Annotated in this window: 20 protein-coding genes and 1 pseudogene; 6 read left to right on the top strand and 15 right to left on the bottom strand. The window is 56.0% G+C overall.

Annotation, left to right across the window (positions count from 1 at the left end; all coding sequences use genetic code 11):
* Window position 1: 1 nt before the first annotated feature.
* The 8 genes from argH to argC form a co-directional block, all read right to left on the bottom strand.
* Window positions 2-1,447, bottom strand: a complete 1,446-nt coding sequence (argH, locus tag ACP8MI_RS05095) for an argininosuccinate lyase (RefSeq protein WP_284589562.1) — start codon at window positions 1,445-1,447, stop codon at window positions 2-4.
* 8 nt (window positions 1,448-1,455) lie between these two features.
* The gene (locus tag ACP8MI_RS05090; protein ID WP_018120143.1) at window positions 1,456-2,658 is read right to left on the bottom strand and encodes an argininosuccinate synthase; all 1,203 of its coding nucleotides are present in this window, start codon (window positions 2,656-2,658) and stop codon (window positions 1,456-1,458) included.
* Between the two features lie 163 nt (window positions 2,659-2,821).
* On the bottom strand, window positions 2,822-3,319 hold the full coding sequence (locus ACP8MI_RS05085; RefSeq protein ID WP_284589557.1) for an arginine repressor: 498 nt from the start codon (window positions 3,317-3,319) through the stop codon (window positions 2,822-2,824).
* Window positions 3,316-4,311 (bottom strand): ornithine carbamoyltransferase, encoded by a 996-nt coding sequence (gene argF, locus ACP8MI_RS05080; RefSeq protein WP_284589556.1) that lies wholly within the window; start codon window positions 4,309-4,311, stop codon window positions 3,316-3,318. Before argF ends, ACP8MI_RS05085 begins: the two co-directional genes overlap by 4 nt.
* Window positions 4,312-4,319: 8 nt before the next feature.
* A complete protein-coding gene (locus ACP8MI_RS05075; RefSeq protein ID WP_284589555.1) occupies window positions 4,320-5,492 on the bottom strand; it encodes an acetylornithine transaminase in 1,173 nt (390 codons plus the stop codon).
* Window positions 5,489-6,424, bottom strand: a complete 936-nt coding sequence (gene argB / locus ACP8MI_RS05070; protein ID WP_284589554.1) for an acetylglutamate kinase — start codon at window positions 6,422-6,424, stop codon at window positions 5,489-5,491. Before argB ends, ACP8MI_RS05075 begins: the two co-directional genes overlap by 4 nt.
* A 43-nt stretch (window positions 6,425-6,467) precedes the next feature.
* Window positions 6,468-7,703: a bifunctional glutamate N-acetyltransferase/amino-acid acetyltransferase ArgJ gene (argJ, locus tag ACP8MI_RS05065; RefSeq protein ID WP_284589553.1), complete on the bottom strand. Its 1,236-nt coding sequence runs from the start codon at window positions 7,701-7,703 to the stop codon at window positions 6,468-6,470.
* Window positions 7,704-7,771: 68 nt separating this feature from the next.
* Window positions 7,772-8,815: an N-acetyl-gamma-glutamyl-phosphate reductase gene (gene argC, locus ACP8MI_RS05060; RefSeq protein ID WP_201808951.1), complete on the bottom strand. Its 1,044-nt coding sequence runs from the start codon at window positions 8,813-8,815 to the stop codon at window positions 7,772-7,774.
* A gap of 153 nt (window positions 8,816-8,968) precedes the next feature.
* Between argC and ACP8MI_RS05055 the strand changes: the two are divergent.
* From ACP8MI_RS05055 to ocd, 3 genes and pseudogenes are all read left to right on the top strand, one after another.
* Window positions 8,969-9,989 (top strand): annotated as a pseudogene (locus ACP8MI_RS05055) (formamidase).
* Window positions 9,990-10,383: 394 nt separating this feature from the next.
* A complete protein-coding gene (locus ACP8MI_RS05050; RefSeq protein ID WP_051067295.1) occupies window positions 10,384-11,901 on the top strand; it encodes an amino acid permease in 1,518 nt (505 codons plus the stop codon).
* 106 nt (window positions 11,902-12,007) lie between these two features.
* A complete protein-coding gene (ocd, locus tag ACP8MI_RS05045) occupies window positions 12,008-13,036 on the top strand; it encodes an ornithine cyclodeaminase (RefSeq protein ID WP_018120133.1) in 1,029 nt (342 codons plus the stop codon).
* Between the two features lie 239 nt (window positions 13,037-13,275).
* Here the strand turns inward: ocd and pheT are convergent, their stop codons facing one another.
* From pheT to uvrA, 7 genes are all read right to left on the bottom strand, one after another.
* Window positions 13,276-15,780, bottom strand: coding sequence for a phenylalanine--tRNA ligase subunit beta (gene pheT / locus ACP8MI_RS05040; protein ID WP_126844706.1), 2,505 nt, complete (start codon window positions 15,778-15,780; stop codon window positions 13,276-13,278).
* A gap of 29 nt (window positions 15,781-15,809) precedes the next feature.
* Window positions 15,810-16,868: a phenylalanine--tRNA ligase subunit alpha gene (gene pheS / locus ACP8MI_RS05035; RefSeq protein ID WP_018120131.1), complete on the bottom strand. Its 1,059-nt coding sequence runs from the start codon at window positions 16,866-16,868 to the stop codon at window positions 15,810-15,812.
* 163 nt (window positions 16,869-17,031) lie between these two features.
* On the bottom strand, window positions 17,032-17,853 hold the full coding sequence (locus tag ACP8MI_RS05030) for a TrmH family RNA methyltransferase (protein ID WP_018120130.1): 822 nt from the start codon (window positions 17,851-17,853) through the stop codon (window positions 17,032-17,034).
* A 115-nt stretch (window positions 17,854-17,968) separates the two neighbouring features.
* A complete protein-coding gene (gene rplT / locus ACP8MI_RS05025; RefSeq protein ID WP_021352214.1) occupies window positions 17,969-18,352 on the bottom strand; it encodes a 50S ribosomal protein L20 in 384 nt (127 codons plus the stop codon).
* 58 nt (window positions 18,353-18,410) lie between these two features.
* Window positions 18,411-18,605: a 50S ribosomal protein L35 gene (rpmI, locus tag ACP8MI_RS05020; RefSeq protein ID WP_018120128.1), complete on the bottom strand. Its 195-nt coding sequence runs from the start codon at window positions 18,603-18,605 to the stop codon at window positions 18,411-18,413.
* A gap of 33 nt (window positions 18,606-18,638) precedes the next feature.
* On the bottom strand, window positions 18,639-19,160 hold the full coding sequence (infC, locus tag ACP8MI_RS05015; protein WP_082150525.1) for a translation initiation factor IF-3: 522 nt from the start codon (window positions 19,158-19,160) through the stop codon (window positions 18,639-18,641).
* Window positions 19,161-19,432: 272 nt separating this feature from the next.
* Window positions 19,433-22,276: an excinuclease ABC subunit UvrA gene (uvrA, locus tag ACP8MI_RS05010; RefSeq protein WP_249606485.1), complete on the bottom strand. Its 2,844-nt coding sequence runs from the start codon at window positions 22,274-22,276 to the stop codon at window positions 19,433-19,435.
* A 125-nt stretch (window positions 22,277-22,401) separates the two neighbouring features.
* Between uvrA and ACP8MI_RS05005 the strand changes: the two genes are divergently transcribed.
* From ACP8MI_RS05005 to ACP8MI_RS04995, 3 genes are all read left to right on the top strand, one after another.
* Window positions 22,402-23,001 carry an MBL fold metallo-hydrolase gene (locus ACP8MI_RS05005; protein WP_018120125.1) on the top strand — a complete coding sequence of 200 codons (600 nt, stop codon included), beginning with the start codon at window positions 22,402-22,404 and terminating at the stop codon, window positions 22,999-23,001.
* A gap of 192 nt (window positions 23,002-23,193) precedes the next feature.
* On the top strand, window positions 23,194-24,045 hold the full coding sequence (locus ACP8MI_RS05000; RefSeq protein WP_126844703.1) for a DoxX family protein: 852 nt from the start codon (window positions 23,194-23,196) through the stop codon (window positions 24,043-24,045).
* Window positions 24,046-24,066: 21 nt separating this feature from the next.
* Window positions 24,067-26,346 (top strand): HelD family protein, encoded by a 2,280-nt coding sequence (locus ACP8MI_RS04995; protein ID WP_284589552.1) that lies wholly within the window; start codon window positions 24,067-24,069, stop codon window positions 26,344-26,346.
* Window position 26,347: the final 1 nt, after the last annotated feature.

Genomic DNA, 26,347 nt, shown 5'->3' with positions numbered 1-26,347 from the left:
CTTATCGCTTTGCTTTATCCGCGACAGTGATCGAGGCCCATTCCCGAAACTCGGCCGCTGCTTTTTCCACAGATTCGCGCTGCTCGTCGACACATTCACCAGCGGTTCCGCCTCGGGTTGCCCGCGATGCGACTGCTCCATCGATGGTCAGAACATCGCGTACCTCTGGGGTCAATCGCTTGTCGACGCTTGCCAGCTGCTCGTCAGTGAGATCAACCAGATCGACACCCGATTCTTCAGCCAAGCGGACACACGAGCCAGATGCTTCGTGGGCCTCACGGAACGGCACTCCTTGGCGCACCATCCATTCCGCCAGATCTGTAGCCAACGTGAATCCACGCGGTGCAAGTTCCCGCATCCGGTCTTCGTGGAAAACCAAGGTGGAAACCAACCCAGTCATCGCAGGCAACACCAGGTTGAGTTGCGCGAAGCCGTCGACAAGCGGCTCTTTGTCTTCTTGCAGATCCCGGTTATACGCCAAGGGCAAGGCTTTGCACGTTGACAACAGCCCGGTCAGGTTGCCAATCAAGCGACCAGTCTTACCGCGCTGCAACTCTGGAATATCCGGGTTCTTTTTCTGCGGCATGATCGATGATCCCGTGGACCACTCGTCGCTGAGCGTGACGTATCCGAACTCTGGGGTCGACCAAGCGATGATCTCTTCCGACAAGCGAGACATGTCGACGGAGATCTGTGCCAATACGAATGCGGTCTCAGTGGCGAAATCACGGGACGAGGTGCCATCCAGCGAGTTTTCCGCGGAGCTATCGAAGCCCAATTCCTCGGCGATCGCTTCTGGGTCCAGCTGCAACGACGAGCCCGCCAAGGCCCCGGAACCATAAGGCGAAACCGCCAATCGCTTATCCAAATCACGGAGACGATCAAGATCTCGCAGCAACGGTTGTGCGTGTGCCAGCAGACCGTGCGCCAACAAAATTGGCTGAGCTGCCTGGAAGTGAGTCTTGCCCGGCATGATCACACGAGGGTGTGCTTTTGCCTGCGCCGCCAGCGCGTCAATAAGATCCACCAATTGCGTGGCAACATCACGAATGGCATCACGGACCCACATCCGGAATAGCGTGGCAACTTGGTCGTTGCGGGAACGGCCTGCGCGCAAGCGGCCACCCAGTTCCTTGCCAACACGATCGATCAGGCCACGTTCCATGGCACCGTGGACATCTTCATCGCCTGGATCTGGGGTGAATTCACCGGATTCAACGTCGCGACCAAGCTGATCCAGGCCGTTGAGCATCGATTCCAGATCCTCATCCGACAGCAATCCTGCCTTGTGCAATACACGGGCGTGTGCTTTGGAAGCCAACACATCGTAGGGTGCCAACACCCAGTCAAAATGCGTCGACACAGACAGCGCAGCCATGGCATCGGACGGGCCGCCCGAAAAGCGGCCGCCCCACAGTGCGCCTTCGTTCGTAGAATGCGCCTGAATTCCAGCCATTAGTTATTTGCCTCGCGATCACGCTTATTGGAAATCTGAGTGGACAGGCCGTGCAACTGAACGAAGCCTTTCGCGGCGGTTTGGTCGAAGGTATCGCCGGTGTCGTAGGTAGCCAGGTTGAAGTCATACAGCGACTGGTTCGAGCGACGACCGTTGACGATGATGTTTCCGGCGTGCAGTACCAAACGGATATCGCCGGTGACGTGCTCCTGCGTCGACTGGATGAAAGCATCCAGCGACTTTTTCAGCGGGCTGAACCACAAGCCGTCGTAGACTTCCTCAGACCAGCGAGCATCGATGCTGCGCTTGTACCGAGCGACCTCGCGCTCCAGGCAGACATCTTCAATAGCCTCGTGGGCCTTGATCAGCACCATCGCGCCCGGGGCTTCATAAACTTCGCGGGACTTAATACCCACCAAACGATCTTCCACCATGTCCAGACGGCCCACACCCTGTGCGCCTGCACGACGGTTAAGTTCTTCAATAATCTCTAGCGGCGAAAGCTTCTTGCCGTCGACAGCGACTGGGCGCCCGGCTTCGAAAGAAATGATCACTTCGTCTGGAGCGTTACCCAGTGCTGGGTCCTCGGTGTAGGCGTAGAGATCTTTTGTTGGAGGGTTCCACAGATCTTCCAAGAAACCGGTTTCGACAGCACGGCCCCATACGTTTTGGTCGATCGAAAATGGTGATTTCTCTGATTGCTCGATAGGCAAATCGATCTCGTTGGCAAACTCGATGGCTTTGTCACGAGTCCAGGCGTAGTCACGCGCCGGTGCGATGATGTCCAGGGTTGGGTCCAAAGCACGGAAAGAGACCTCGAAGCGGACCTGGTCATTACCCTTACCAGTGCATCCGTGGGAGACATGTGTGCCGCCGTGCTCTTGAGCAGCCTGTACCAGGTGCTTGACGATCAACGGACGCGAAATCGCAGACACCAGTGGGTACTGCTTCATATACATGCCGTTAGCCTGCACCGTCGGCAAGCAATATTCTTCGGCAAATTCGTCGCGGGCATCAACGACGATGGACTCGACAGCGCCGCAATCCAATGCACGCTGACGAACCGATTCCATGTCTTCACCGCCCTGGCCGAGGTCCAGAGCAACGGCGACGACTTCACCTTCCGTCTGACGTGCCAGGTATGGGATAGCTACCGAGGTGTCCAAACCTCCGGAGTACGCAAGTACGATGCGGTTTTTCATGATCGTTCCTTTACTGTTGTTCGTTGCTTTCGGTTGTTCCGGGCGCTATCGACGAGAAGCGTGCCCCGCCGTTGGTACAGAGCCAACACCGTCCGGAATCAGTGTAGAAGCCCGTCATTGTCTAACAATATTCGGGATTTTTGGGTATTTTTCTGGCTGGGTTTTACTCGGGGCCAATCGTGGCTGCCCCATCCGCCAAGGAGTCGATGAGTTCTTTTCCAGTGAGCGGATCACGTGCGAGTACAAAGACGGTGTCATCACCAGCAATCGTGCCGACGATGTCAGAAATACCCACTCGGTCAATGAAACTCGCAAGGTAGGGCGCGGCACCGGGCGGGGTACGCAGCACCGCAGTGTTCGCCGAGTGATCAGCTGCAACCACGAGATCAGCCATCATTTTGCGGAGTTTATCCCGAGGGCCGGACGCAGACGGTACTTGTAGTGATTCAGCGTCGCCGACCGCATAAAAGCTGCGCCCGTCGACGGGTTTGACCTTCCGAGCGCCGAGCTCGTCGAGGTCTCGAGACAGCGTGGCCTGGGTGGTTTCGAAGCCTTCGGCCAGCAAGAGCTTGGACAGTTGCGCCTGCGAATAAATGCGCGTGTGTTCCAGCAATTCCACGATCCGTGCTTGGCGCCCAGTACGGGAATAGGTGTGTGTCATAGCATCCTCGGTTTCGCTACCGGATTACCAGAGGCAATGCCCAGCAACCACACAAGCACGGCCTTTTGTGCATGCAGACGGTTTTCTGCTTCATCGAAAACACGTGAAGCTGGGCCATCGATGACCTCTGCCGTGACTTCATTACCCCGGTATGCCGGAAGGCAGTGCAGGAAAATCGCGTTTTCTGCTGCCTTGTCCATGATTTCTTGCGTCACCCGGTACGGCACGAATGGCGTGGTGCGATCTTTACCGTCGTCTTCTTGCCCCATGGACACCCATGTATCAGTGATCACGACTTCCGCTCCCGCCACATCTGCTGGATCCGCACTCACGGTCACACTGCCGCCGGTAATTTTTGCTTGCCGACGAGCACGGTCAACGAATTTTACCTGCGGTTGGAAATCTTCGGGTGCAATGATCCACACGTCCATACCAGCCATCGCCAAGCCCAGCATGTAGGAGTTAGCCATGTTCTGGTCGCCGTCACCCAGATATGCAACCTTCTTGCCGGACAATCCTGCTACTCCTGTGTCTGGGCAGAGGGATTCCACCATGGTCTGCAGGTCTGCCAGGATCTGGCACGGGTGGAAATCATCCGAAAGCGCGTTGATGACAGGCACGGTGGCATGTGCCGCCATATCTTCCAAGCCTGCTTGCTCGTAGGTGCGCCAGGCAATCGCCTCGACGTAGCGCGAAAGCACCCGCGCAGTATCGGCAACAGTTTCGCCTTTGCCCATCTGGGAGGCACCGGCCTCAGTGACGATGGCACTTCCTCCCAGCTGCGCGATGCCGGCATCGAAGGAAAAACGAGTACGCGTCGAAGTCTTATCGAAGACGACGGCCACACTGCGGCCGCCGGACAATGGGCGGTGGCTCAGTGGGTCAGCTTTCAATTCAGCAGCGAGGGCAAGAATTTCTTTTTGCTCAGCGGGAGTAATCGAATCATCCGCCAATAAATGACGAAGCTGTGCAGGTTGTGCTTGCGATGTCATAAAAGTCCTTAATCGAGTATTTCTTGCAGTATTGTTACGCATTCATCAACGTGTCGTCGTTCGATAATCAGCGGTGGAGTCAAGCGCACGACCTTGTCACTTGGAGCGTTGAGGATCAGGCCGCGCTCGAGACCTGCAACGACGACCTCTTTCGCGTTCGCTGACTCGAGCACCACTCCGAGCATCAACCCGGTCCCGCGAACTTCCGAGACCCTGGAAAGTTGCTGCAGCTGGCTGCGAAGATACGCACCGATTTCGCGTACGTGCTGCAAGAATTTTTCATCCAGAGTGTTGAGCACCGTGCGGGCTGCTGCCAAGACCACAGGATTGCCACCAAACGTGGTGCCGTGCTGGCCGGGTTGGAGGTATTGTGCAGCTGCACCGCGAGCAAGCACTGCCCCCATCGGCAGACCACCGCCGAGGCCTTTGGCCATGGTGACGACGTCTGGAACCACTCCGGCGTACTCGTGGGCGAAAAATTTTCCGGTTCGTCCTACCCCGGTTTGTACCTCATCAGCGACCATGAGAATGCCATAGTCATCGCACAGCTGGCGCACTGCAGCCAGGAAACCTTCCGGCGCGGGTATCACACCAGTTTCGCCCTGAATCGGCTCGGCGAAAATTGCGGCAATACCGTCGGGATCTTCTTCGACGATTTCGCGCAGTTTCTGCACGTCGCCGTAGGGGTAAAAGTCCACACCACCTGGCAGAGGTTCAAATGGGGCCCGTTTTTCTGGTTGTCCCGTCAGCGCGAGTGCACCCATAGTGCGCCCATGAAAGCCGGCCTCTGCTGCCAATACCCGGCTACGACCTGTCCGGCGGGCAATCTTGAACGCAGCCTCATTAGCTTCCGCCCCGGAATTGCAGAAAAACACCCGAGCACTGTCGTCACTGCCATCAGCGAAGCGCTGTTTCAGCGCGGTTGCAACCTCAATTGAATGCGGGGTAGCGAAGATGTTTGAGGTATGCCCCAGTGTGGCGATCTGCGTGCTGACTGCCTCAACAATATCCGGGTGCGCCTGCCCTAAAGCATTAACCGCGATGCCAGCTAGCATATCGAGATAACGCTTCCCCTCAGTATCGGTGAGATACATGCCTTGCCCACCGGTTAAGCTGATAGCGGGGGTCCCGTAGTTATTCATCAATGCACTAGACCAATCGTTTGCTGTTTTCTGCATCATGCGTGATCATCCTTTCGCAGCACGGTTCCTCCGGGATAGTCCGTGCTTCGGTGATTATTGGGCAACACCATGGTGCCCACACCGCCTTCGGTGAGCAGTTCCAAAATCACCGAGTGCGCTTCCCTGCCGTCGATAACGTGGGCTGCGTTAACGCCACCGCGAACTGCATTGAGGCAGGCTTCCATTTTCGGGATCATGCCGCTATCCAGGCCCGGTAACAAGGAGTCGAGTTCGTCAACTTCAATGGTAGAAACTAGCGAGTCACGGTCCGGCCAGTTTTTATAGAGGCCTTCCACATTGGTCAGTACCAACAAACGTTCCGCGCCAATCGCAGAAGCTAATGCTCCAGCAGCAGTATCGGCGTTAATGTTGTACACCTCGCCGTCGTGGTCAGGCGCAATTGTGGAAACCACAGGAATGCGCCCGGCAGCAATAATGTCCATCAAGGCTTCCGGGTTGACGCTGACGATATCGCCCACGTGTCCGATATCTACTTGTTCTCCCTCAATATCCAGGTAGCGCTTTTCTGCGGTAAACAGCCCCGCGTCTTCGCCAGAGGTCCCCACCGCATACGGACCGTGGGAATTGATAAGACCTACCAAATCACGGCCAACTTGCCCAAACAACACCATGCGGACGACATCCATGACTTCTGGAGTAGTAACCCGAAAGCCGCCCTTAAACTCCCCTTCAAGGCCAAGACGGCCGAGCATCTCCGTAATCTGCGGTCCACCGCCGTGGACAACTACGGGTCGAGCCCCGATCGTGCGCAACAACACCATGTCTTTCGCGAATGCAGCTTTTAGCTCGTCATCCACCATGGCATTGCCGCCATACTTGACGACGACGATCTTGCCGCGGAGGTGTTGTAGCCATGGCAATGCTTCAGACAGCACTGCTGCTCGGTCGCGGTTACTCAGGTGTTCCAACATGGCCACCGGCTCCTTATTTCCTAGTTTCTGTCGTCGAGACGCGTTATGAGCTGTATGCCGAATTAATTTCGACGTAGTCATGGGACAGATCAGTGGTGCGCACGAAAGCGCTGCCCGGACCACCGGTGCCAAGATCTACTCGGACGTCGATATCAGCCCCAGACAGGTCAACCTCGCGTGCAGCCGGCGTACCAGTGGTGGCTTTGCAGACCGCATGATTATTGAAATAGACGCTGATGTTATCCGGATCCATGTCCGCATCAGCCATACCGACGGCGGCCAAAACGCGCCCCCAGTTGGGATCTGAACCGAACATGGCGCATTTGAAAAGGTTGTCGCGGCCCAGCGTGCGAGCGGCATTAAGTGCCTGTACGTCATCCGTGGTGCCTTCGACAGTGATTTTTACGCGCTTGGTGACACCTTCGGCATCCGCTTGCAACTGGTCTGCCAAGTCAGCACAGGCCGCGAGAACCGCTTCATTCAACGCTTCTTGCGTGGCAGTTTCACCGGATGCCCCGTTGGCCATGAGTACGACGGTGTCGTTCGTGGACGTTGATCCGTCCACGTCGAGGGTGTCAAAAGTCAATGCCGTTGCTTTCTGCAACGCAGTAGTGAGTTGTTCTGGGGTAGCTGACAAGTCCGTCGTCAAGCACACCAGCATGGTGGCCAGCGATGGGGCCATCATCCCCACGCCTTTGCCCATTCCACCGAGGCTCCACCCATCGCCTTCGACCACGGTTTGTTTCACGGTGGTATCAGTGGTCATGATCGCTCGTGCTGCACCCTCGCCATGGTCTGGGCTATCTCCTAATACACCGGGTAGCTTTTCGATACCAGCTGATACGTTGTCCATCGGCATCGGCTCACCAATCAGCCCGGTTGAACATACAGCTACGTGGTTGGAGTCGAAATTCAATAAGTCAGCGAGGTCAGTCTGCATCTGCTGTGCATCGCGAAGCCCCAGTGCACCATTGCACGCGTTGGCATTACCAGCGTTATACAGCACTGCGCGCAACTGACCGTCGGCAAGAGCTTCGCGCGAGACCTTGACCGGCGCAGCCACCACGCGGTTTCGAGTGAAAACACCTGCCGCTGAGAATTCTGGGCCATCGTTGACAACGAGCGCTAGGTCAGTCTTGCCGGAGGGCTTGATTCCCGCTTTGACACTCGCCGCCCGAAACCCCTGCGGCACGGTAACCCCGCGGGCACGATGGGCAGACTGCGTATTCGCGGCTGCCTGTGTCGTGGAGTTGTCTGCGCTGATCTCTGGGTTGGTCATAGGAAATCCTCGTAGTTATGTTGACTACAACGTTTATCTCGGCGAATGTACGGTCTGTCCTCTTCGATTTACGGCGCCAAACCTGGATGAGTCAGCCCGGCGGTTTCCTCGAATCCCACCATCAGGTTCATGCATTGCACGGCCGCTCCGCCGGTACCTTTGGTCAAGTTGTCGAGTACTGCGGTGATCAACAAAGTGTTCGTTGCTTCGTTGACCTCGGCCTGTATCTGGCATGTATTTGCGCCAATGACATGTTGCGTTTCCGGCTGCTGACCTGCGGGGAGCACCTGAATGAATGGCTCATCGCGATAGAAATCATGAAAGATATCGGTGATTTCCGCTTGTGATACGGCCTTTGTAAGTTGCGCGGTGGCGGTGGTCAAAATTCCGCGGGTGGTTGGTGCCAGCACCGGGGTGAAGTTGATGCGGTAGTCCTGCTCACGGATTTCGCGGAGGTTTTGCACCACTTCTGGGTTGTGGCGGTGCTTGCCGGAGGTGTTATAAGCACGCAGGTTGCCCGTGGTTTCGGACCCCAGCAGTGGGACCGCTGCTTTTTTACCAGCGCCGGACGTACCAGTAACCGAAACAATGTTGATTGCCGGTTCGATTACTGCTGCCGCTACGGCGGGCAGCAAAGCAAGCGTCATTCCCGTGGGAAAACACCCAGGAACAGCTACCTTGTTTGCTGCTGCAATTTCAGCGCGATGCCCTGGCATTTCTGGAATACCATACGGCCACTGGCCTGCATATTCCCCGCCATAGTACGCATCCCAGTCCGCTTTCTTCTGTAGCCGGAAATCAGCCGCACAGTCAATAATTTTGGTGTCGTCTGGCAGCTGCTTCGCCAATTCTGCAGAGTGCCCGTGCGGCAGACCTAAGAAAACAACATCGTGACCGGACAACACCTCGACTGTGGTGTCTTCAATCATTCGATCGCGAAGCTGCGGCAGATGCGGCATCTGCTGTGAAACCGGCTCACCGGCGTGCGAGTGGCCGGTCAGTGCACCGATTCGCAGGTCGCCGCTGTGGTAACGCGGATGGTTCAGCAGCAGGCGGAGAATCTCACCGCCTGCATAACCGGTGGCTCCTGCTACAGCAACTGAAATCGTCATAGCGCCACCCTAGCAAACTTTATGCAACAAAGTGCAAATTATTCATTCATGAATATTTACTAGCCCCCCCATTTCGCAGAAAACGTGACAAAACCTCCCTTGGGCGTACAGTGGTGTGCATACCGTAATTCACATCACCCAAAGGAGTGATCCATGTCTAGTACTGGTTCAATTTCCGCTTCACCCGACGGCTTATTGATGGCCCTCGTCCAATACCGCGTCCCCATCGTTGAAAAACCCGAAGACGTACAGAACAACGTTGACGAAATTTGCCGCCGTGTCGCTTCCACCAAGGCGGGCTATCCGGACTTAGACCTGATTGTGTTCCCGGAATATTCCTCTTCCGGCCTGAACACCGCAATCTGGTCCTACGATGAATTCCTCATTGCGGTTGATTCTCCCGAGGTCGACAAATTCCGCAAGGCGTGCAAAGACAACGACATCTGGGGCGTGTTCTCCATCATGGAACCGCACCACGAAGAGGGAAAGCCACCGTTTAATACCGCGATCATCATCGACAACAACGGTAATCTCGCACTCCATTATCGTAAGCTCCAGCCATGGACCCCTATTGAACCGTGGTCCCCAGGCGACCTCGGAATGCCGGTATGCGACGGACCCAAAGGATCCAAGCTTGCCGTCAATATCTGCCACGACGGCATGTTCCCGGAACTGGCCCGCGAAGCAGCATACAAAGGTGCAAACGTCTACATCCGCATTTCTGGCTACAGCACGCAAGTGCAGGACCAGTGGATCATTGACCAACAAGACAAATGCGTTCCAGAACCTCATGTTCACCGCGTCCGTCAACTTGGCAGGGTATGACAATGTCTTCTACTACTTCGGCGAAGGCAATGTGTGCAACTACGACGGAAACCTCATCGCGGAAGGTCACCGTAACCCAGACGAGATTGTCACCGCCGAGATCTTCCCGGCGCTTGCCGATAAGGCTCGCATCAACTGGGGCCTAGAAAACAACATCTTCAACTTGGGCAATCGCGGCTACGTTGCAGTACCAGGCGGCGCGACCGAAAACTACCTCACCTGGATCGATGATCTTGCCAAAGGCCAGTACAAAGTGCCATGGGCGGATGAGGTCCGAATCAAGGACGGCTGGAAATACTATCCTGATGGTCCACAGCTCGGACCGTTGCCGGACAAGTTCAAGAAGTAAAATTTCTCAGAGTCCCCAACAATCAAGCAATCAGGAAGCTGATTGCTCCCCGCGGCCAGCACGACGCCATTCCAATGTCGTGCTGGTCGTTTTTCTTGCCGACGTCCCCTACAGCGGTACCCCTACTGGGGTTTGCTCCACCTCACACCACTCCGATAGGTCCCCACATCGATAAATTCTTCGCAACAGTTATTCTCGCAACGGCCTTCTCTTCGCACTAGTCGTAATGTGGGCAACAACTTCTGTTCAACAATGTTGGTTGTTTTTATAACCTCAGTCACTTATTCTAATAACACTTGGGCGTAGCCCGTGTCACATTTACCACATGTGATGCTGCCAGGTACTTAGGCCTGCGATGCATTGCATTCCACTGAACAGAAGGTGAGAAAGTCATATGTCAGAGCAAACTCCCCAGCCGCATGGCGGCGCAATGGGGCCGACAACAAATGGAAGGCGTGAATCCTATCTTGATGAAGATCAAGGCCTGTCCAAAGGAATGGGTCAACGCCAGTTGCAAATGATTGCCATTGGTTCCGCGATCGGTACCGGTTTGCTCTTAGGTACCGGTAGCCGTCTGGAACAGGCCGGCCCATTCCTGGCTGTTTTGTACCTGGTCTGTGGTTTCTTTGGCTACATCATCCTGCGTGGCCTTGGCGAGCTCATCGTTTACCGCCCGTCATCGGGGTCTTTCGTTTCTTATGCTCGTGAGTTCTACGGCGAAAAGGCAGCCTTCGTTACCGGATGGTTGTACTGGGGTAACTGGGCAATGACCATCATCGCAGACTCCACCGCCGTAGCTCTCTATATATTGTGGTTCGACCGTTACACCTCAATTCTGGATGCGATCCCACAATGGGCGCTAGCCCTCGGGGTGGTGGTCTTCATTCTGGGCTTCAACATGCTTTCGGTGAAGATCTTCGGTGAACTGGAATACTGGTTCTCTCTGATCAAGATTCTCGGACTGTTAGTCTTCATGGCACTGGGTATTTGGGTGGTACTCACTGGCCACCCACAGGGTTATGACACTGGTTTCCAACTGATCAGCGAAGGTGGCGGCTGGCTTCCGAACGGCCTGCTTCCTGCAATCGTCGTCATCCAGGGCGTGGTTTTCGCCTACGCCGGTATCGAATTGGTCGGCACCACCTCGGGTGAGACCAAAAACGTCGAAAAGATCATCCCGAAGGCCGTCAACGCGGTGTTGTTCCGCATCATCTTCTTCTACTTCGGTTCCGTACTACTGCTCACGCTGGTTCTGCCGCACACCGAATACATTGCAGGTGTGTCACCATTCGTGACCTTCTTTGATTCCTTTGGCATCGGCGTCGCTGCACCCATCTTCCAATTGGTGCTGATTACCGCAGCTTTGTCTTCCTTGAACGCAGGCCTGTACTCCACCGGCCGCGTGATGTACAACATGTCGATTTCCGGTTCTGGTCCAAAATTCGGCAAGGCACTATCCAAAGACGGCGTGCCGTATGGCGGAATCTTGCTCGCGGGCGCAATCGCATTCGCTGGTGTGTTCTTGAACTTCGTGGTTCCAGAAATGGCCTTTGAGATCGTACTGAACCTGGCAGCACTGGGCACCATGGCCAGCTGGGCGGCGATCAGCATGGCGCACTGGAAGTTCGTCAAACTGTCGAAGACTGGAGAATACGAACGCTCTAGTTATGCGAGCCCATTTAACGGGTGGGGCGATATCGCAGTTGTGATCTTCATCGGAGTTGTCATCATTCTCATGGCCTTCGACTGGCCGGTGGGAACTTATACCTTGGCCGCTTCTCTCCTGCTCATCCCGATGTTCTGGATTGGCTGGAAGGCATGTAAACCAGAAGTAATGGCACAGCTGGAAGCTCGTCAATCGCGCATGAAAGCGTACAATCAGGGGAGCAACAGCCAGGAATCTGGCGAGTAAATAAAGTTCACAACGGATCTTCCGGCTTGAACTCAGTGACACACAAGTAGTCACGTCGGAACCGATTCGAAACAACAAACTCAGTACGAAAGGAGACCACACACTCATGGTCAAATTTGTAGATGTCGACAACATGGCACGCTGGATCCAGCGCGAAGGTGTCGAAAAGATCATCACCGGTATGGTCAGCTATTTGGAGAAGGATTACTCCGAGTGGGAGCGTTTCGACCTCATCCCTCGCGTTGCTAGCCACACCCCATTCGGCGTCATCGAGCTGATGCCAACATCGAACGGCGAAGAGTACTCCTTCAAGTACGTTAACGGCCACCCATCCAACCCGGCACGTGGTTTCCAGACTGTGACCGCGTACGGCATGCTAGCCGACGTCGACAATGGTTACCCAACCTTCTTGTCGGAAATGACGCTGCTGACTGCACTGCGCACCGCAGCGGTATCTTCCATGGTGGCCAAGAAGCTAGCGCGCCCAGATTCCAAGACCATGGCCATGATCGGTGCCGGTTCACAGGCTGAATTCCAAGCACTCGGCTTCCGCGGCAACTTGGGCATCGAAGACATCCGTATCTACGACGTAGACCCCGAGGCTTTAGAGAAGGTTCGCCGCAACCTGGAACCTCTGGGCTTCAACATCACTGTCTGCTCCACCACCGAAGAAGCCGTCGAGGGTGCAGACATCATTACCACATGCACCGCGGATAAGGCACAGAACCAGATTCTGGGCACCCAGCACGTCAAGCCGGGCGTACACATCAACGCCGTTGGCGGCGACTGCCCTGGCAAGACCGAGTTGGTTGAAGGCATCCTGGATATGTCCACCGTCTTCGTCGAACTGCCTGAGCAGACCCGCATCGAAGGTGAGATCCAGCAGAAGCCAGACGACTACGAGGTAGTTGAGTTCTGGAAGGTCATCACCGGCAAGGAAAAGGGTCGTTCCTCGGATGAAGAGATTACCTTGTTCGATTCCGTTGGTTTCGCCATCAACGATTTCTCTGCTCTGCGTTACCTCCGCGATGATGTGGCCGGTACCGAGCTTGAGACCGACATTGACTTGATCGCCAACCCCGAAGACCCAAAGGATCTCTTCTCGCTGGTCGCAGAAGTTCCTTCCCTGGTCTAAAAATTAGGTGCAGCCATAGGCTGCCCAATCACGAGAGCACCTAACGTGAACGCGCACTACCAATCCTGGTAGTGCGCGTTTGTGTATCTGCAGATTGCTGCTTAACCCCTACTCAACGAGCGTCTTCGGTGTTTCATGATGTCTGATCACAGTACTTCACTAAACCAAATTTCAGTGAAATACTGTGACCTAGAAATCCATTCTTCTGCGGCTAAGCACTGATCCAAGGATTGAGCACGCTAAGCGCGCATCTGTGCTCCCAGCTCCACTCGTGCTTTCTCTGCAGCTTGTACACGGTATTCATTAACCTCTTCGTCGGTCAGCGTCCGATCAGCAGCACGGAAAATCAGGTTAAAAGCCAGTGATTTCTTGCCTGCTCCGACCTGCTCACCGCGGAAAACATCGAACAGTTCCACGGACTCCAGCAACTCACCAGTCGCGGATTCGACAACCCGTCGCACAGTCTCGGCTGGAACCTCATCATCGACGACCAGCGCCAAATCTTGGTGCAAAGCAGGAAATGCCGACAACCGTGGTGCCGGGAAGGACTCGTCCAACGGCAATGCGGAAAGATTCAATTCCATAGCGCACGTACGCGCCGGTAATCCGAGAGCCTCAACAACCTGTGGGTGCAACTCACCGGCGTGACCAACCACGGTGCCCGCAACACTCAGCTGCGCACAGCGTCCCGGGTGCCATGGCAAATATTCTGCATTCGCAATTTCAAGTTCTACGCCGCAGGCACGCGCCACGATACGCGCAGATTCAATCGCATCTGCATAGGTATAGTGCCGACCACTACCCCACGGTCCAGTAAATTCCTGTTCACCTGACCCCACGGTAGCCACGTACAAAGGCTGGCGCGGCAAACTATCGACGACACTCGCCACGGTGGCATCATCGGGCCGGTTGGCAACCGACGGCATTGGCGTGTAGTCCGCAGAGGCAAAGCTCACCTGCTGGAGACCAAACAAACCAACCGAATCACGGCCCCGGGCGACGTTGCGCCGTACCGCATCCAACATCGATGGCAACAACGTGGTGCCCAAAACTGCGTGGTCAGATTCCAGCGGGTTCTGTACCGCAACGGTATTGCGGCGTGGATCGTCAGCGGCCAATCCCCAGATATCGAAGGTGTCATTGGCGATAAACGGCGTCGGCAAGATCTCCGCATAACCGGAATACGCCAAAGCATGGCCAACTGCGCGGCGACGTTTTTGCGCGGGACTCAAGCCACGGCCTGCCGAAGGCGTCGGCAAGATCGTCGGAATATCTTCCAGCCCTTCCAGGCGCAAGACTTCTTCCACCAGATCGACGGCAACCCCGAGATCAGAACGCCAGGTTGGTGGAGTCACACGCAACTGGTCTCCATCCTTGACGACGTCCGCGCCAATTTCTTCTACACGGCCGATAACGGACTGTTCAGGGTAGTCGACGCCAGCGATCTGCGATGGGAAATTCACGTCCATGGAAATTTCCGGCATGGCAGGAACATCGCCGTGCACAGTACGGGTGGCTTCTACGGTGCCGCCAGCGATATCTGCCAGCAGCGCGCAGGCCAGATCGAGGCTGACCTCGACCAGTGCCGGATCGACACCACGTTCAAAACGACGGGAGGCTTCCGACGACAACTTGTGCCGACGTGAAGTGCGAGCCACAGTGATCGGATCCCAATTTGCAGCCTCGAAATAGACGTCGGTGGTCTCATCGCTGACTTCAGAGGTGGTTCCGCCCATCACGCCAGCCATGGACTGAATTCCGGATTCGTCGCAGATCACAACATCTTTCGCATTCAGGGTGCGGTTGATGTGATCGAGCGTCTCAAATTTCTCGCCTTCTTCTGCGCACCGCACGGTAAGCCCGCCCTGGATCTTGTCGGCGTCGAAAGCGTGCATCGGCTGCCCCAACAGCAACATCAGGTAGTTCGTGATGTCCGTGGCTGCGTTGACCGGGCGTTGGCCGGAAAGCATCAGTTCGCGCTGCATCCACCATGGTGACTGCGCAGTTGGGTCAATCCCAGAGACTTTGCGTAACCCAAAACGGCGGGTCTTGGTGTCCTCGGCGATGCTGACGGACAGGGTTTCACCGTCGGCAGCAGGCACGCCGTCGATGCTCAACCCTGCGACGGTCGGGTCGACTGCGGGATCCACATACTTCAGATTGAACGCCGAAGCGATTTCGCGCGACAATCCACGGGCGGACAACGCATAGCCACGGTCTGGAGTGATGTTGACATCAAAGATGACATCATCCAAGCCCAAATAACCACGGGCATCCTCGCCTGGCTCACCGGCAGCAGCCGGGAGAGTCAAAATGCCGTCAGATTTATCGGTGAGACCCAGCTCAGCCACAGAGCAAATCATGCCGCGAGACATTTTTCCATAGGTCTTACGCTCGCCGATGGCAAAACCACCCGGGAGCACGGTTCCGGGAAGCGCGATCACCACAAGATCACCTTCCGCGAAATTCCGGGCACCGCAGATAATTCCCTGCATCTCACCGGTGCCATTTGCCTCACCAACGTTGACTTGGCAATAACGGATCGGCTTTTTAAACTCTGTGAGTTCTTCAATTTCTTCTACCCGCCCGAATACCAATGGGCCGGTGGTCTCTTCGATTGCCTTATAGCCTTCGGTTTCGAATCCAACGCGGACGTAACCACCGTCGAAGTCGGCCGGGCTGACGGCCCATTCCGGATTGTGCTGGTTCAGTAGACGGGTAACCCAGTTCTGGGTGATCAACATAGTTGCGGCTCCTTATTCTGGGTTGGTACTTAAGCGTGGATTCCAAATGGCAGGGTGAAGCGAACGTCGCCTTCGACCATGTCGCGCATATCTGACAGGCCATTACGGAACTGTAAGGTACGCTCCAGGCCCATGCCGAAGGCAAAACCGGTGTATTCGTTCGGGTCTACCCCAACGGCAGTCAAGACGTTGGGGTTGACCATGCCGCAGCCACCCCATTCGATCCAACCTGCACCGCCTTTTTTGTTTGGGAACCAGACATCAACTTCAGCGGAAGGCTCAGTGAACGGGAAATAATTGGTGCGCATACGCGTCGTGGTCTCTGGGCCGAACAGCGTTTTCGCCAGGTGATCCAAGGTGCCGCGGAGATGAGCCATATTCAGGCCCTTGTCGACGGCCAATCCTTCGATCTGGTGGAAGACCGGGGTGTGAGTGGCGTCGAGTTCGTCGGTACGGAACACACGCCCTGGGCAGGCGATGTAGAGCGGCACGTCGCGCTCTAGCATCGAACGCACCTGCACCGGCGAAGTGTGGGTACGCAGCACCTGCTGTGAGCCTGGCTTGCCGACGTGGAACGTATCCTGCAGCGTACGAGCTGGGTGGTCTGGCTTGAAGTTCAACGCATCAAAATTAAAGTACTCGGCTTCCACCTCGGGACCATCGGCAATCTCCCACCCCATACCTATGAAAATATCCGAGATGCGTTCAGACAAGGCAGTAATTGGATGTAAAGCACCGGTCTGATGCCGCGTAGTTGGAATGGTGACGTCAACTTTTTCGCGGACCAGTTGCGCTTGGCGTTCCTGCTCTTCTAATTCCGCCTGAATGCCTGCGAAAAACTTCTCTGCTTTGCCGCGCGCCATGTTCACAGCTTTACCGGCGTCTTTGCGCTGATCCTTCGGCAACGAGCCCAACGATTGCCGAGCACGCGGAATATAAGCACCATCACCAAGATGTTGCCGACGAGCTTCAGTGAGCTCTTCCATGGTGGATGCCGCAGAGAAATCTGCGATCGCTTTCTCGGCAGCAGCGTCCAGGGCTTCCTGGCTCAAATCAATGTCAGTTCCGTTATCAGGTGCATTCGACACGTCGGCTATCCTCGCGCTAATCGTCAGGTGGTTAGTATTAATGGGTGAAATTTCAGTATCGTCCGCATGCCAGTCTAGCGACCGTTATGACACAACGGTTAGCGGCATCAATTTTATATATGCAGCCTGCGCGCTCGCGCTAAACGAGGCAACACCACTCCCGCTAGCGGGCTCGCTTCTGCGCTTTCGCGGATTCGTATAGGCAAATTGATGCTGCTGTCGCCAAGTTCAGCGATTCTGCGTTGCCACGAATTGGGATGGACACGCGGTGGTCAGCTCGGGCTGCGACGTCGTCAGAAAGTCCGTGCGCTTCATTGCCCAGCAACCACGCCGTAGGTTTTACCAACATGCCAGTTTCTTCTGCTTCTTCTAGGCTGATCTCGCCATCGGCAGCCGTAGCGAGGATCTGCAGATTGGCAGCGCGCAACTGGCCTACCACGTCATTGATTCCCGTCTCGCGGGCAACCGGGGTATGAAATAGCGAACCTGCGGAGGCTCGCGCGACCTTATTAGAGTGCGGATCGACGGTGTTTCCCGCAAACACGACGCCATCTGCTCCGAGGGCATCCGAGACTCGAATCAATGTGCCGGCGTTGCCGGGTTCGGAGGTTTCTACCGGAACCGTCAGCAATCTGGGCGAGGACTTGATGATTTTGCCAGCGCTAAACATTACCGGCAAGCAAACGGCAAAAATACCGGGCGTGGTAGTGGTTTCTGATAGCAGCTTGGCGGCACCATCGGTGATGGGATGGAGATAAACGTCCATAAACCCAGCGGTGGTCACGATGTGCGCGAAGCGCTTCGCCGCAGATTCGGTAACAAACACGTCAGTAGCCGCACCCGTCGATACTGCAGCATCTACCGCATTTTCTCCCTCAATAAGGAAGCGTTGTTCTTTTTTGCGAGCGGCTGCACGGTGTAGTTTTGCAGCGCGGGATACGCGTGGGGTGCGCTCTGTAAACGGCTCAGAGAAATCTAGCGTCATGGAGGCTAAGTCTACGGCAACAGCCTCGCGGAATCTAAGGCGGTGTGAGCACAGCACAACGCCCCCGGAATCTTCCGAGGGCGTGTGGCGCATACGTACGGTGTTGCGCGGGAAATTAAGCGTTTGCCGGTGCGTTGACGTCGGCAGGCAGTGCGGACTTGGCAGCCTCACATAATGCGGAGAAGGTGTCGAAATCGTTGACAGCCAGCTCTGCAAGCATCTTGCGGTCAACCTCGATCTCAGCCAAACGCAGGCCGTGGATCAGACGGTTGTAGGTGATGTCATTCATGCGGGCTGCAGCGTTGATGCGCTGGATCCACAGTTTGCGGAATTCCGACTTACGCGCGCGACGGTCGCGGTAAGCGTAAGTCATGGAGTGCAACCACTGCTCTTTTGCTACGCGGTAGCGGCGGGAGCGCTGACCCCGGTAGCCCTTTGCGGACTTCAGGATTGTGCGACGCTTCTTCTTGGCGTTAACGGACCGCTTTACTCGTGCCACGGTGAAACTTCCTTAAATCTTGTTGTTGGTACTGATGTGGGATGAAACGAGTGGGCCTTTAGGCCTTGCCAAGCAAACGCTTGATGCGCTTCTGATCAGCCTGTGCAACGTCAACGTCACCCTTCAGACGGCGGGTGCGCTTAGAAGGCTTGTGCTCCAGCAGGTGGCGACGATTCGCCTGCTCACGACGCAACTTGCCGGAACCAGTCTGCTTGAATCGCTTTGCTGTGCCCTTGTGGGTCTTCTGCTTCATGGAGTTTCCTTAATCCCTTTAATTGACGGTTCGTTATTTCTTGCCCTTGCGTACTGGACCAAGCACCATGGTCATGTTGCGACCATCCTGCTTCGGTTTGGCTTCCACGACGCCATATTCTTCGACGTCGTTAGCCAAGCGTTCCAGTAAGCGGAAACCAAGTTCAGGGCGCGACTGCTCACGACCGCGGAACATGATGGTTACCTTGACCTTGGAGCCCTTTTCCAGGAAGCGGACAACATTGCCCTTTTTGGTCTCATAGTCATGGTCGTCAATCTTCGGACGGAGCTTTTGCTCCTTGACGACGGTCTGCTGCTGATTCTTCTTGGACTCACGGGCTTTTTGGGCTTGTTCATACTTGAACTTGCCGTAGTCCATGATCTTGGCGACAGGTGGCTTTGCCTTTGGGGCAACCTCAACTAGATCGAGATCGGCCTCGTAAGCAACCTTGCGGGCATCGTCGGTACGAACGACACCAACCTGCTCACCTTCAGGACCGATAAGACGGACTTCCGGTACTCGAATACGCTCATTAATGCGAGCTTCAGCGCTGATGTGTGACTCCTAAGTTCAAAAGGGGCGAATGAAACGTCTACCCTGCCACAATAGGAGTACTCCCCGAGAAAAACACATACCGGGACAGTCGGCATATGTTGCCGTGGTACCGGTATGTACCTTTTACCCGTAGCCAACTTAAGCAGCGGCATGAGGTGGGAGGAGACTCCACTTGTGACCTAAGTTCCTGGACGGAACCCTAGGTGGTAGTGCATTGAAAGTTAGCATATGCACTGAGCCAACACAAATCGCGACAGGCAGCTCATCGGTGTTTATTTATTGAGTATTTCTGCCAAGAATTGCCCGGTATACGAAGCTTCCACCTGCGCCACGTCTTCTGGGGTTCCCTGTGCCACCACGGTGCCGCCACCGGAACCGCCTTCCGGCCCCATGTCGACGATCCAGTCCGCAGCCTTGATCACATCAAGATTGTGCTCGATAATCAGCACAGAGTTGCCTTTGTCCACCAGGCCTTGAATTACCAGCATCAAGCGGCGAATATCTTCAAAGTGCAGGCCAGTCGTCGGCTCATCCAAAATATAAACGGTGCGTCCGTGCGAGCGCTTCTGCAATTCGGAGGCCAGCTTTACGCGCTGCGCCTCGCCACCAGACAACGTCGTCGCCGACTGCCCCAGGCGCACATACCCCAGGCCGACGTCGACAAGCGTGTCCAGATAACGGTGGATCGAGGTGATCGGTTCGAAGAACTCCGCGGCTTCCGAAATCGGCATATTCAGCACTTCGGCAATGTTTTTGCCCTTGTAGTGCACCTCCAGCGTCTCACGGTTATAGCGCGCGCCTTGACACACCTCGCACGGCACGAACACGTCCGGAAGGAAGTTCATCTCAATCTTCAGCGTGCCTTCGCCCTGGCAGGCTTCACAGCGCCCACCCTTGACGTTGAAGGAGAACCGGCCGGGCTTATAGCCGCGCACCTTGGCCTCTTGAGTTTCAGCAAACAAGTTACGGATCTTATCGAATACGCCGGTATAGGTCGCTGGGTTGGAACGCGGAGTTCGCCCAATCGGTGACTGATCCACCTGCACCATTTTGTCCAGGTTTTCGATGCCTTCCACGCGCTTAGCCCGGCCGGGAACCTGGCGGGCTCGGTTGAGCTCGTTGGCCAAAGTCTTTGCCAAAATTCCGTTCACGACGGTGGATTTACCCGAGCCGGAAACACCGGTAATGCAACACAAAACACCCAGGGGGATGGTGACGTTAATGCCACGCAGGTTATTTTCTCGGGCACCGACGACGGTGAGTTGCCGCTCCTTATCAATTGGGCGGCGCGACTCCGGAACCGCCAAGACCTTGCGCCCGGACAAGTAATCACCGGTCAATGACCCAGAGCAACTCTCGATTCCCTCAGGCTCACCCTGGTAGACCACCTCACCACCGTATTCGCCAGCACGAGGGCCGATATCCACCATCCAGTCGGAGGCACGAATCGTGTCCTCATCGTGCTCGACGACGATCAGCGTATTACCCAAATCGCGCAGCCTTTGCAGCGTGGCAATCAGGCGATGATTATCACGCTGATGCAAGCCGATGGACGGCTCGTCCAACACGTACAACACACCGGCCAAACCTGCACCAATTTGCGTTGCCAGGCGGATGCGCTGCGCCTCACCGCCAGAAAGGGTGGAAGCACCGCGATTGAGCGTGAGATAGGTCAGGCCGACGTCGACAAGAAATTGCAGGCGCGCTTGAATCTCTTTGAGCACGGCACCGGCGATGATTTCGTTGCGGTGATCCAGTTGCAGCGTATCCAGGAACTGCGTGGCCTCTTCGATTGGCAACTCGGCCAGCCCGGCGATGGACAGTTCACCGTGCGAAGTCGAGGCCAACCGCACCGCGAGGATCTCCGGCTTCAAACGCGTGCCTTTACACTTTTTGCATGGCACCTGGCGGGTATAAGCCATGAAGCGGTCTTTTTGCGAATCGGATTCCGCGGTATCGAGCTTGCGCCGGACATAACCTGCCGCACCCTCAAACGGTGCCGTCCAATCCCGCTGGCGTCCGTAACGGTTCCGGTAACGCACACGAACTTCAGTCTTCGTGCCATTGACCAGAGCATCGCGCTGTTGCTTAGTAAGCTCCGAAAACGGTGTTTCTGGATCAAAATCCAGGGCCTTCGCCAAACCTTCGACCAACTTGATGAAATAGCGCTGGTTCGGGCTGGCATACCACGGTTGCACAGATTTATTCGCCGGGGCATCCGGATCCGGAATCAACAAATCCTGATCCACCTCATGGCGCGAACCCAATCCATCACAGGACGGGCAGGCACCATACGGGGAGTTGAAAGAAAACGACCGCGGCTCGTACTCGTCGATCGTCAACGCGTGCCCATTCGGGCAGGCGGATTTCTCAGAAAACATCCGGGTGGATTCCGGGTCATCCACAAAATCAATCGTGACCAGGCCGTCAGCAAGCCGCAACGCCGTCTCGACCGAATCAGTCAGCCGTTGTTTCTGCGAAGCCTTCACCTGCAAACGGTCCACGATCACGTCGATATCGTGCTTAATCTGTTTTTTCAGCGTCGGCGGGTCACTGAGCTGGTAAATTTCGCTGTCGATGCGAGCACGCGAAAACCCCTGCGCCGCGAGGTCAGCAAACAGATCCACAAACTCACCTTTGCGCGTACGCACCACCGGCGCCAGCACCTGAAACTTGGCTCTTTCTTCGTGCTCAAGCACCTGGTCGACGATCATCTGCGTGGTTTGTCGCTCAATCACGGCGTCGCACGTTGGACAATGCGGGGTGCCCGCGCGCGAAAACAGCAAACGCAGGTAGTCATAAATTTCGGTGATGGTACCCACGGTGGAACGCGGGTTGTGGTTAGTTGATTTCTGGTCAATCGAAACCGCCGGCGATAGACCTTCAATAAACTCCACGTCCGGTTTGTCCATCTGCCCCAAAAACATCCGGGCATACGATGACAGCGATTCCACGTAACGACGCTGCCCCTCGGCGAAGATAGTGTCGAACGCCAGCGACGATTTACCCGAGCCAGACAGCCCGGTAAAAGCGATCATTTTATCGCGCGGCAAATCAATATCCACGCCTTTCAGGTTGTGTTCACGCGCACCTTTGACCACTAAACGGTCTGCCACGGAGCCACCAAGCCTTCCCACAAATTTAGCTGTAAAAACCGGTTTATATAAGAATTAGACTCTTTAAAACTACCAGGCCGCAGGCAGAAACAGGTATCTCGATGAAGTATCCGTAAACTGTGGGTATGAGCACTCTCGCGCTACATTCTTTATCCGTGTCCGAGATGGACAATCAGTGTTATTTTCTTGTCGACGGCGACCAAGCGTTGCTGATCGACGCCGCCGACGATGCCGCGAAGTTGTTGGCATTCGCGGAAGAACTCGGCGTAACCATCACCGCCGTGTTGACGACGCACCGGCACTGGGATCACACCCGTGCCGTGGAAGAGGTTCTGAAAAAGACCGGAGCGAAACACTACGCATCGCATCTGGATGCTCCGGCAATTCCGGGTGAGATCGACGTCGAACTGCACCACGGTGATGTTGTGGAATTTGCCGGCGAGGAATACCCGGTGATTATTCTGCGCGGCCACACTCCTGGCGGAGTTGCCTTGGCCGCTGTGATTGATGGTGTGCCGAATTTGTTTGTCGGCGACTCGCTGTTTCCCGGTGGTCTGGGAAAGACAGATTCTGAGGGCGATTTTGTGCGCCTGTTCCATGACGTCAATGGACGTATCTTCGAGCAGTACCCTGACGAAACCAAAGTCTGGCCAGGACACGGAAATCCGACGACGTTGGGCGAAGAGCGCGGCAAACTGGAAGAATGGTGGGAACGCCGCTGGTAAGCCCGCATTTGGGCAGCAGTTGGGTGGTCACCGTCCGGCACTAAAGCGCGATAACTACCTGCACGGCTCGGCGTCGAATCCGTGAGGCTGCTCGCGGTTTTCTGCCAGTAATACCGGCCACATTCTGCGCGCTTATGGCGTAGAATTAACCTCTAGTACTTCTAGCTACTATCACAAGGAGCATTACTAGCTATGATCCGCAAGATTGCACGACCAATGCTGGCTTCGGTCTTTATTCTCGACGGCGTTGATGCGCTGCGTAAGACCAACGAGCGTGTTGACACCACCGAAGACCTGATCAAGCGCGTGCGCAAGGTTGTCCCAGCGGACATCGCGGACGCTATTCCAGACAGCCCAAAGACTGTCGCCCGCATCTTGGGCGGCACCAAGGTGGGCGCTGGTTCCCTGTTCGCTATTGGCAAGGCACCGCGTTTCGCTGCCGCTACTTTGGCTGTCACTACCCTGCCGACGCTGATTTCTCGTGATGCATTCTGGGCTGCGGACGAAGAAGGCGAACGTCGTGCTCGTCTGAACAACTTTGCTACCTCGTCTGCTCTGCTGGGCGGCTTGTTCATCGCCTCCCAGGACACTGAGGGCAAGCCTGGTTTGAAGTGGCGCGCGGAGCATGCTTCCAAGCAGGCCGGCAAGAAGGTGCAGCAGGCACTGCCAACCAAGTCCGACTCCGAGAAGATGTGGGATGAGGCTCGCGAAAAGGCAGGCGACTTCACCGGCCAGGCTGGTGACTGGATTAAGGATTCCAGTGAAAAGGCCCAGGCCTATGTCAATGACAACAAGGGCGATTGGTCCAAGACAGCCAACGAATGGCTCGATGCTGCGCGTTCGAACGCCAAGACTGCCAAGAAGAGCACCGTCAAGGCTGCCCAGAAGGCTCAGGACAAGGCCAACGATGCTCTGAAGGATGCCGAGAAGAAGCACGGCAAAAAAGCCAAGAAGGCACGTAAGAACGCCGAGAAGATTCAGAGCAAGGCAGACAAGGCTCTGTCTAAGGCAATGAAGAAGCTAGACAAGAAGATCGACTTTTAAGATTTAGGAAACCACCCCACAGTGTCTCCCCGTTTTTCTCGGGGACACGAATCCACGGCTTCGCAGAAAGCCCAAAGAGTACATCACTCAGAGTTTTCTGCGGAGCTTGCTGCCGAACAAAGCTATCTCGATGCTTTGTTCGGCATTTTGGATTCTGATGTCTCCAATGCACGACAGCGTCTTGCCGACGCCCAATTAACCATTGATCCAGCCAATGCCGATTCCGACGCTTTGCTGCGCCGGGAAACCGAATACCACCGGCTGCAAGAAAAACTAGATCAACTAAACCTCGCGCAGATCGGGTTGGTCTTCGGCCGCATCGATGTCGATGCAGACGGCGAAAACCCAACACCAGAAGGCTTAGATCGCCGTTATATCGGGCGCATTGGTCTGCTGGACCGTGACGACGATTACCGCTCGCTGTTGATCGACTGGCGCGCGCCCATGGCACGCCCGTTTTATTTGGCCACCACAGCGCACCCGGAAGGCGTACGCATGCGGCGGCATATCCGCACCGCGGACCGGGTAGTCAAAGATATTGACGACGAATTGCTCTCCGGCACGGCACCGGACGATGCCGCCCGCGCGGATGTGGCCGGAGAAGCCGCTCTTCTACATGCGATGAATACCGCCCGCGGTGAACACATGCAGTCGATCGTGGAAACCATCCAACGGGAACAAGACACGATTATTCGTGATGCCACCCGCGGGGTACTTGTTGTGGAAGGCGGGCCCGGTACTGGAAAGACCGCTGTGGCTTTGCACCGTGTGGCGTATCTTCTCTATACCTGGCGTGAACAGCTATCACGCACCGGTGTGCTGATTATCGGGCCCAATCCAACGTTTTTGAACTATATTTCGCAGGTATTGCCCGAGTTGGGAGAAACCGGTGTTGTTTTGAGCACGATCGGGCGCCTCTACCCTGGTTTGCGGCCCACGCTGCACGAAGACGCAGAGACTCGTCGGGTGAAAGGCTCACTGCAGATGGTCGACGTGTTGAAGGCTGCGGTCAAGGCTTATCAGCAGGTTCCGAAGCACAACCGCGTCGTGGTATTGGAAGGCACCCGGGTAGAGCTGACCCAAGCGATGGTGAAATCTGCGCGGACCCGGGCACGCCGTTCCCGCAAACCGCACAATGAGGCACGCGAAGTCTTTACCGAGCAGTTGCGCTCGGAATTGGCGCATGGACTGGCAGCTATCATCGGCCATGATCCGCTGGATGGCGGCAACCTGCTGGATAGCGCGGATATCGCCGCGTTGCGCGAGGATATCTCGGGCGAGGCCATCATCGAGGAACTTGTCGACGAATTCTGGCCGCAGTTAGGGCCCCGCCAAGTGCTTCGCGAACTGCTTACTGACCACACCGCGCTGCACGCTGCCTGCCGCGGTAATGGAGGCGAGGAATTCGTTTCCGCATTGTTGCGTAATGCAGACTCCTCAGCACACAGCTGGGCAGAGTCTGATGCCGCGCTCTTGGACGAGCTCGCGCAATTGCTTGGCAGCGGTGATGACGAGCAACAAGCTGCTGCAGATGAGCGGGAATGGCAGGAAGCCTTGGAAGAAGCCGAGGGTGCACTGGATATTCTGGCTACGTCAGAATCCACCGATAACGATGACGTATTTGATTCGGAGATTCTTTCCGCGCACCACGTAATCGATGCGGAAACGCTAGCGCGACGCCAGCAGGCCCGCGATTATCGCACGACTGCCGAGCGTGCAGAAGGCGACCGCACCTGGGCATTCGGCCACGTGGTGGTTGACGAAGCGCAGGAGCTTTCCGCGATGGAATGGCGGATGGTCTTCCGTCGCAGCCCAAATCATTGGATGACGGTAGTGGGTGATCCTGCACAGACGAGCTCGCCGGCCGGTTGCGATAATTGGAGTGAGGCGCTCGAGCCATTCGTCGGCAAGCGCTACCGCCAACATCAGCTCACGATCAATTACCGCACCCCCGTGGAGATCGCAGAATTAGCCGAAGCGATTGTCCGCAAGTATCAACCGGATGCCACGGTGGCGCAAGCGATCCGGAACCGGGAGGCTGCGGTGCGGTGGTTGCCGACTGGGACTTCTCCGGAATCAGTGCGGGAGCAATTGCATGCGGACGAGGAACAACGCAGTTGTGCAGTCATTACCGCGCAGAATGCGTCCCAGCATAAGGGCTTGGAGTATGACCACGTCATCGTCGTTGAACCTGCGGAGATCATCGCGGCCACACCGCGTGGCTGGCAGGATCTTTATGTCGCATGTACGCGCGCGACGCAGACGCTGAGCATTATCGGTGAGCTAGATTTAGCCGAATAGC

The organism is Corynebacterium sp. LaCa_70, from assembly GCF_058182015.1.
Note: the sequence above shows the minus strand (reverse complement) of the source record. Positions and strands in the feature narration are given on the sequence as shown.

Coding starts and splice junctions, on each gene's coding strand:
- ACP8MI_RS05090 (WP_018120143.1), bottom strand. CDS start 2,658: ATGAAAAACCGCATCGTACTTGCGTACTCCGGAGGTTTGGACACCTCG.
- ACP8MI_RS05085 (WP_284589557.1), bottom strand. CDS start 3,319: ATGACACACACCTATTCCCGTACTGGGCGCCAAGCACGGATCGTGGAA.
- argF (WP_284589556.1), bottom strand. CDS start 4,311: ATGACATCGCAAGCACAACCTGCACAGCTTCGTCATTTATTGGCGGAT.
- ACP8MI_RS05075 (WP_284589555.1), bottom strand. CDS start 5,492: ATGATGCAGAAAACAGCAAACGATTGGTCTAGTGCATTGATGAATAAC.
- argB (WP_284589554.1), bottom strand. CDS start 6,424: ATGTTGGAACACCTGAGTAACCGCGACCGAGCAGCAGTGCTGTCTGAA.
- argJ (WP_284589553.1), bottom strand. CDS start 7,703: ATGACCAACCCAGAGATCAGCGCAGACAACTCCACGACACAGGCAGCC.
- argC (WP_201808951.1), bottom strand. CDS start 8,815: ATGACGATTTCAGTTGCTGTAGCAGGAGCCACCGGTTATGCAGGCGGT.
- ACP8MI_RS05050 (WP_051067295.1), top strand. CDS start 10,384: ATGTCAGAGCAAACTCCCCAGCCGCATGGCGGCGCAATGGGGCCGACA.
- ocd (WP_018120133.1), top strand. CDS start 12,008: ATGGTCAAATTTGTAGATGTCGACAACATGGCACGCTGGATCCAGCGC.
- pheT (WP_126844706.1), bottom strand. CDS start 15,780: ATGTTGATCACCCAGAACTGGGTTACCCGTCTACTGAACCAGCACAAT.
- ACP8MI_RS05030 (WP_018120130.1), bottom strand. CDS start 17,853: ATGACGCTAGATTTCTCTGAGCCGTTTACAGAGCGCACCCCACGCGTA.
- rpmI (WP_018120128.1), bottom strand. CDS start 18,605: ATGAAGCAGAAGACCCACAAGGGCACAGCAAAGCGATTCAAGCAGACT.
- ACP8MI_RS05005 (WP_018120125.1), top strand. CDS start 22,402: ATGAGCACTCTCGCGCTACATTCTTTATCCGTGTCCGAGATGGACAAT.
- ACP8MI_RS05000 (WP_126844703.1), top strand. CDS start 23,194: ATGATCCGCAAGATTGCACGACCAATGCTGGCTTCGGTCTTTATTCTC.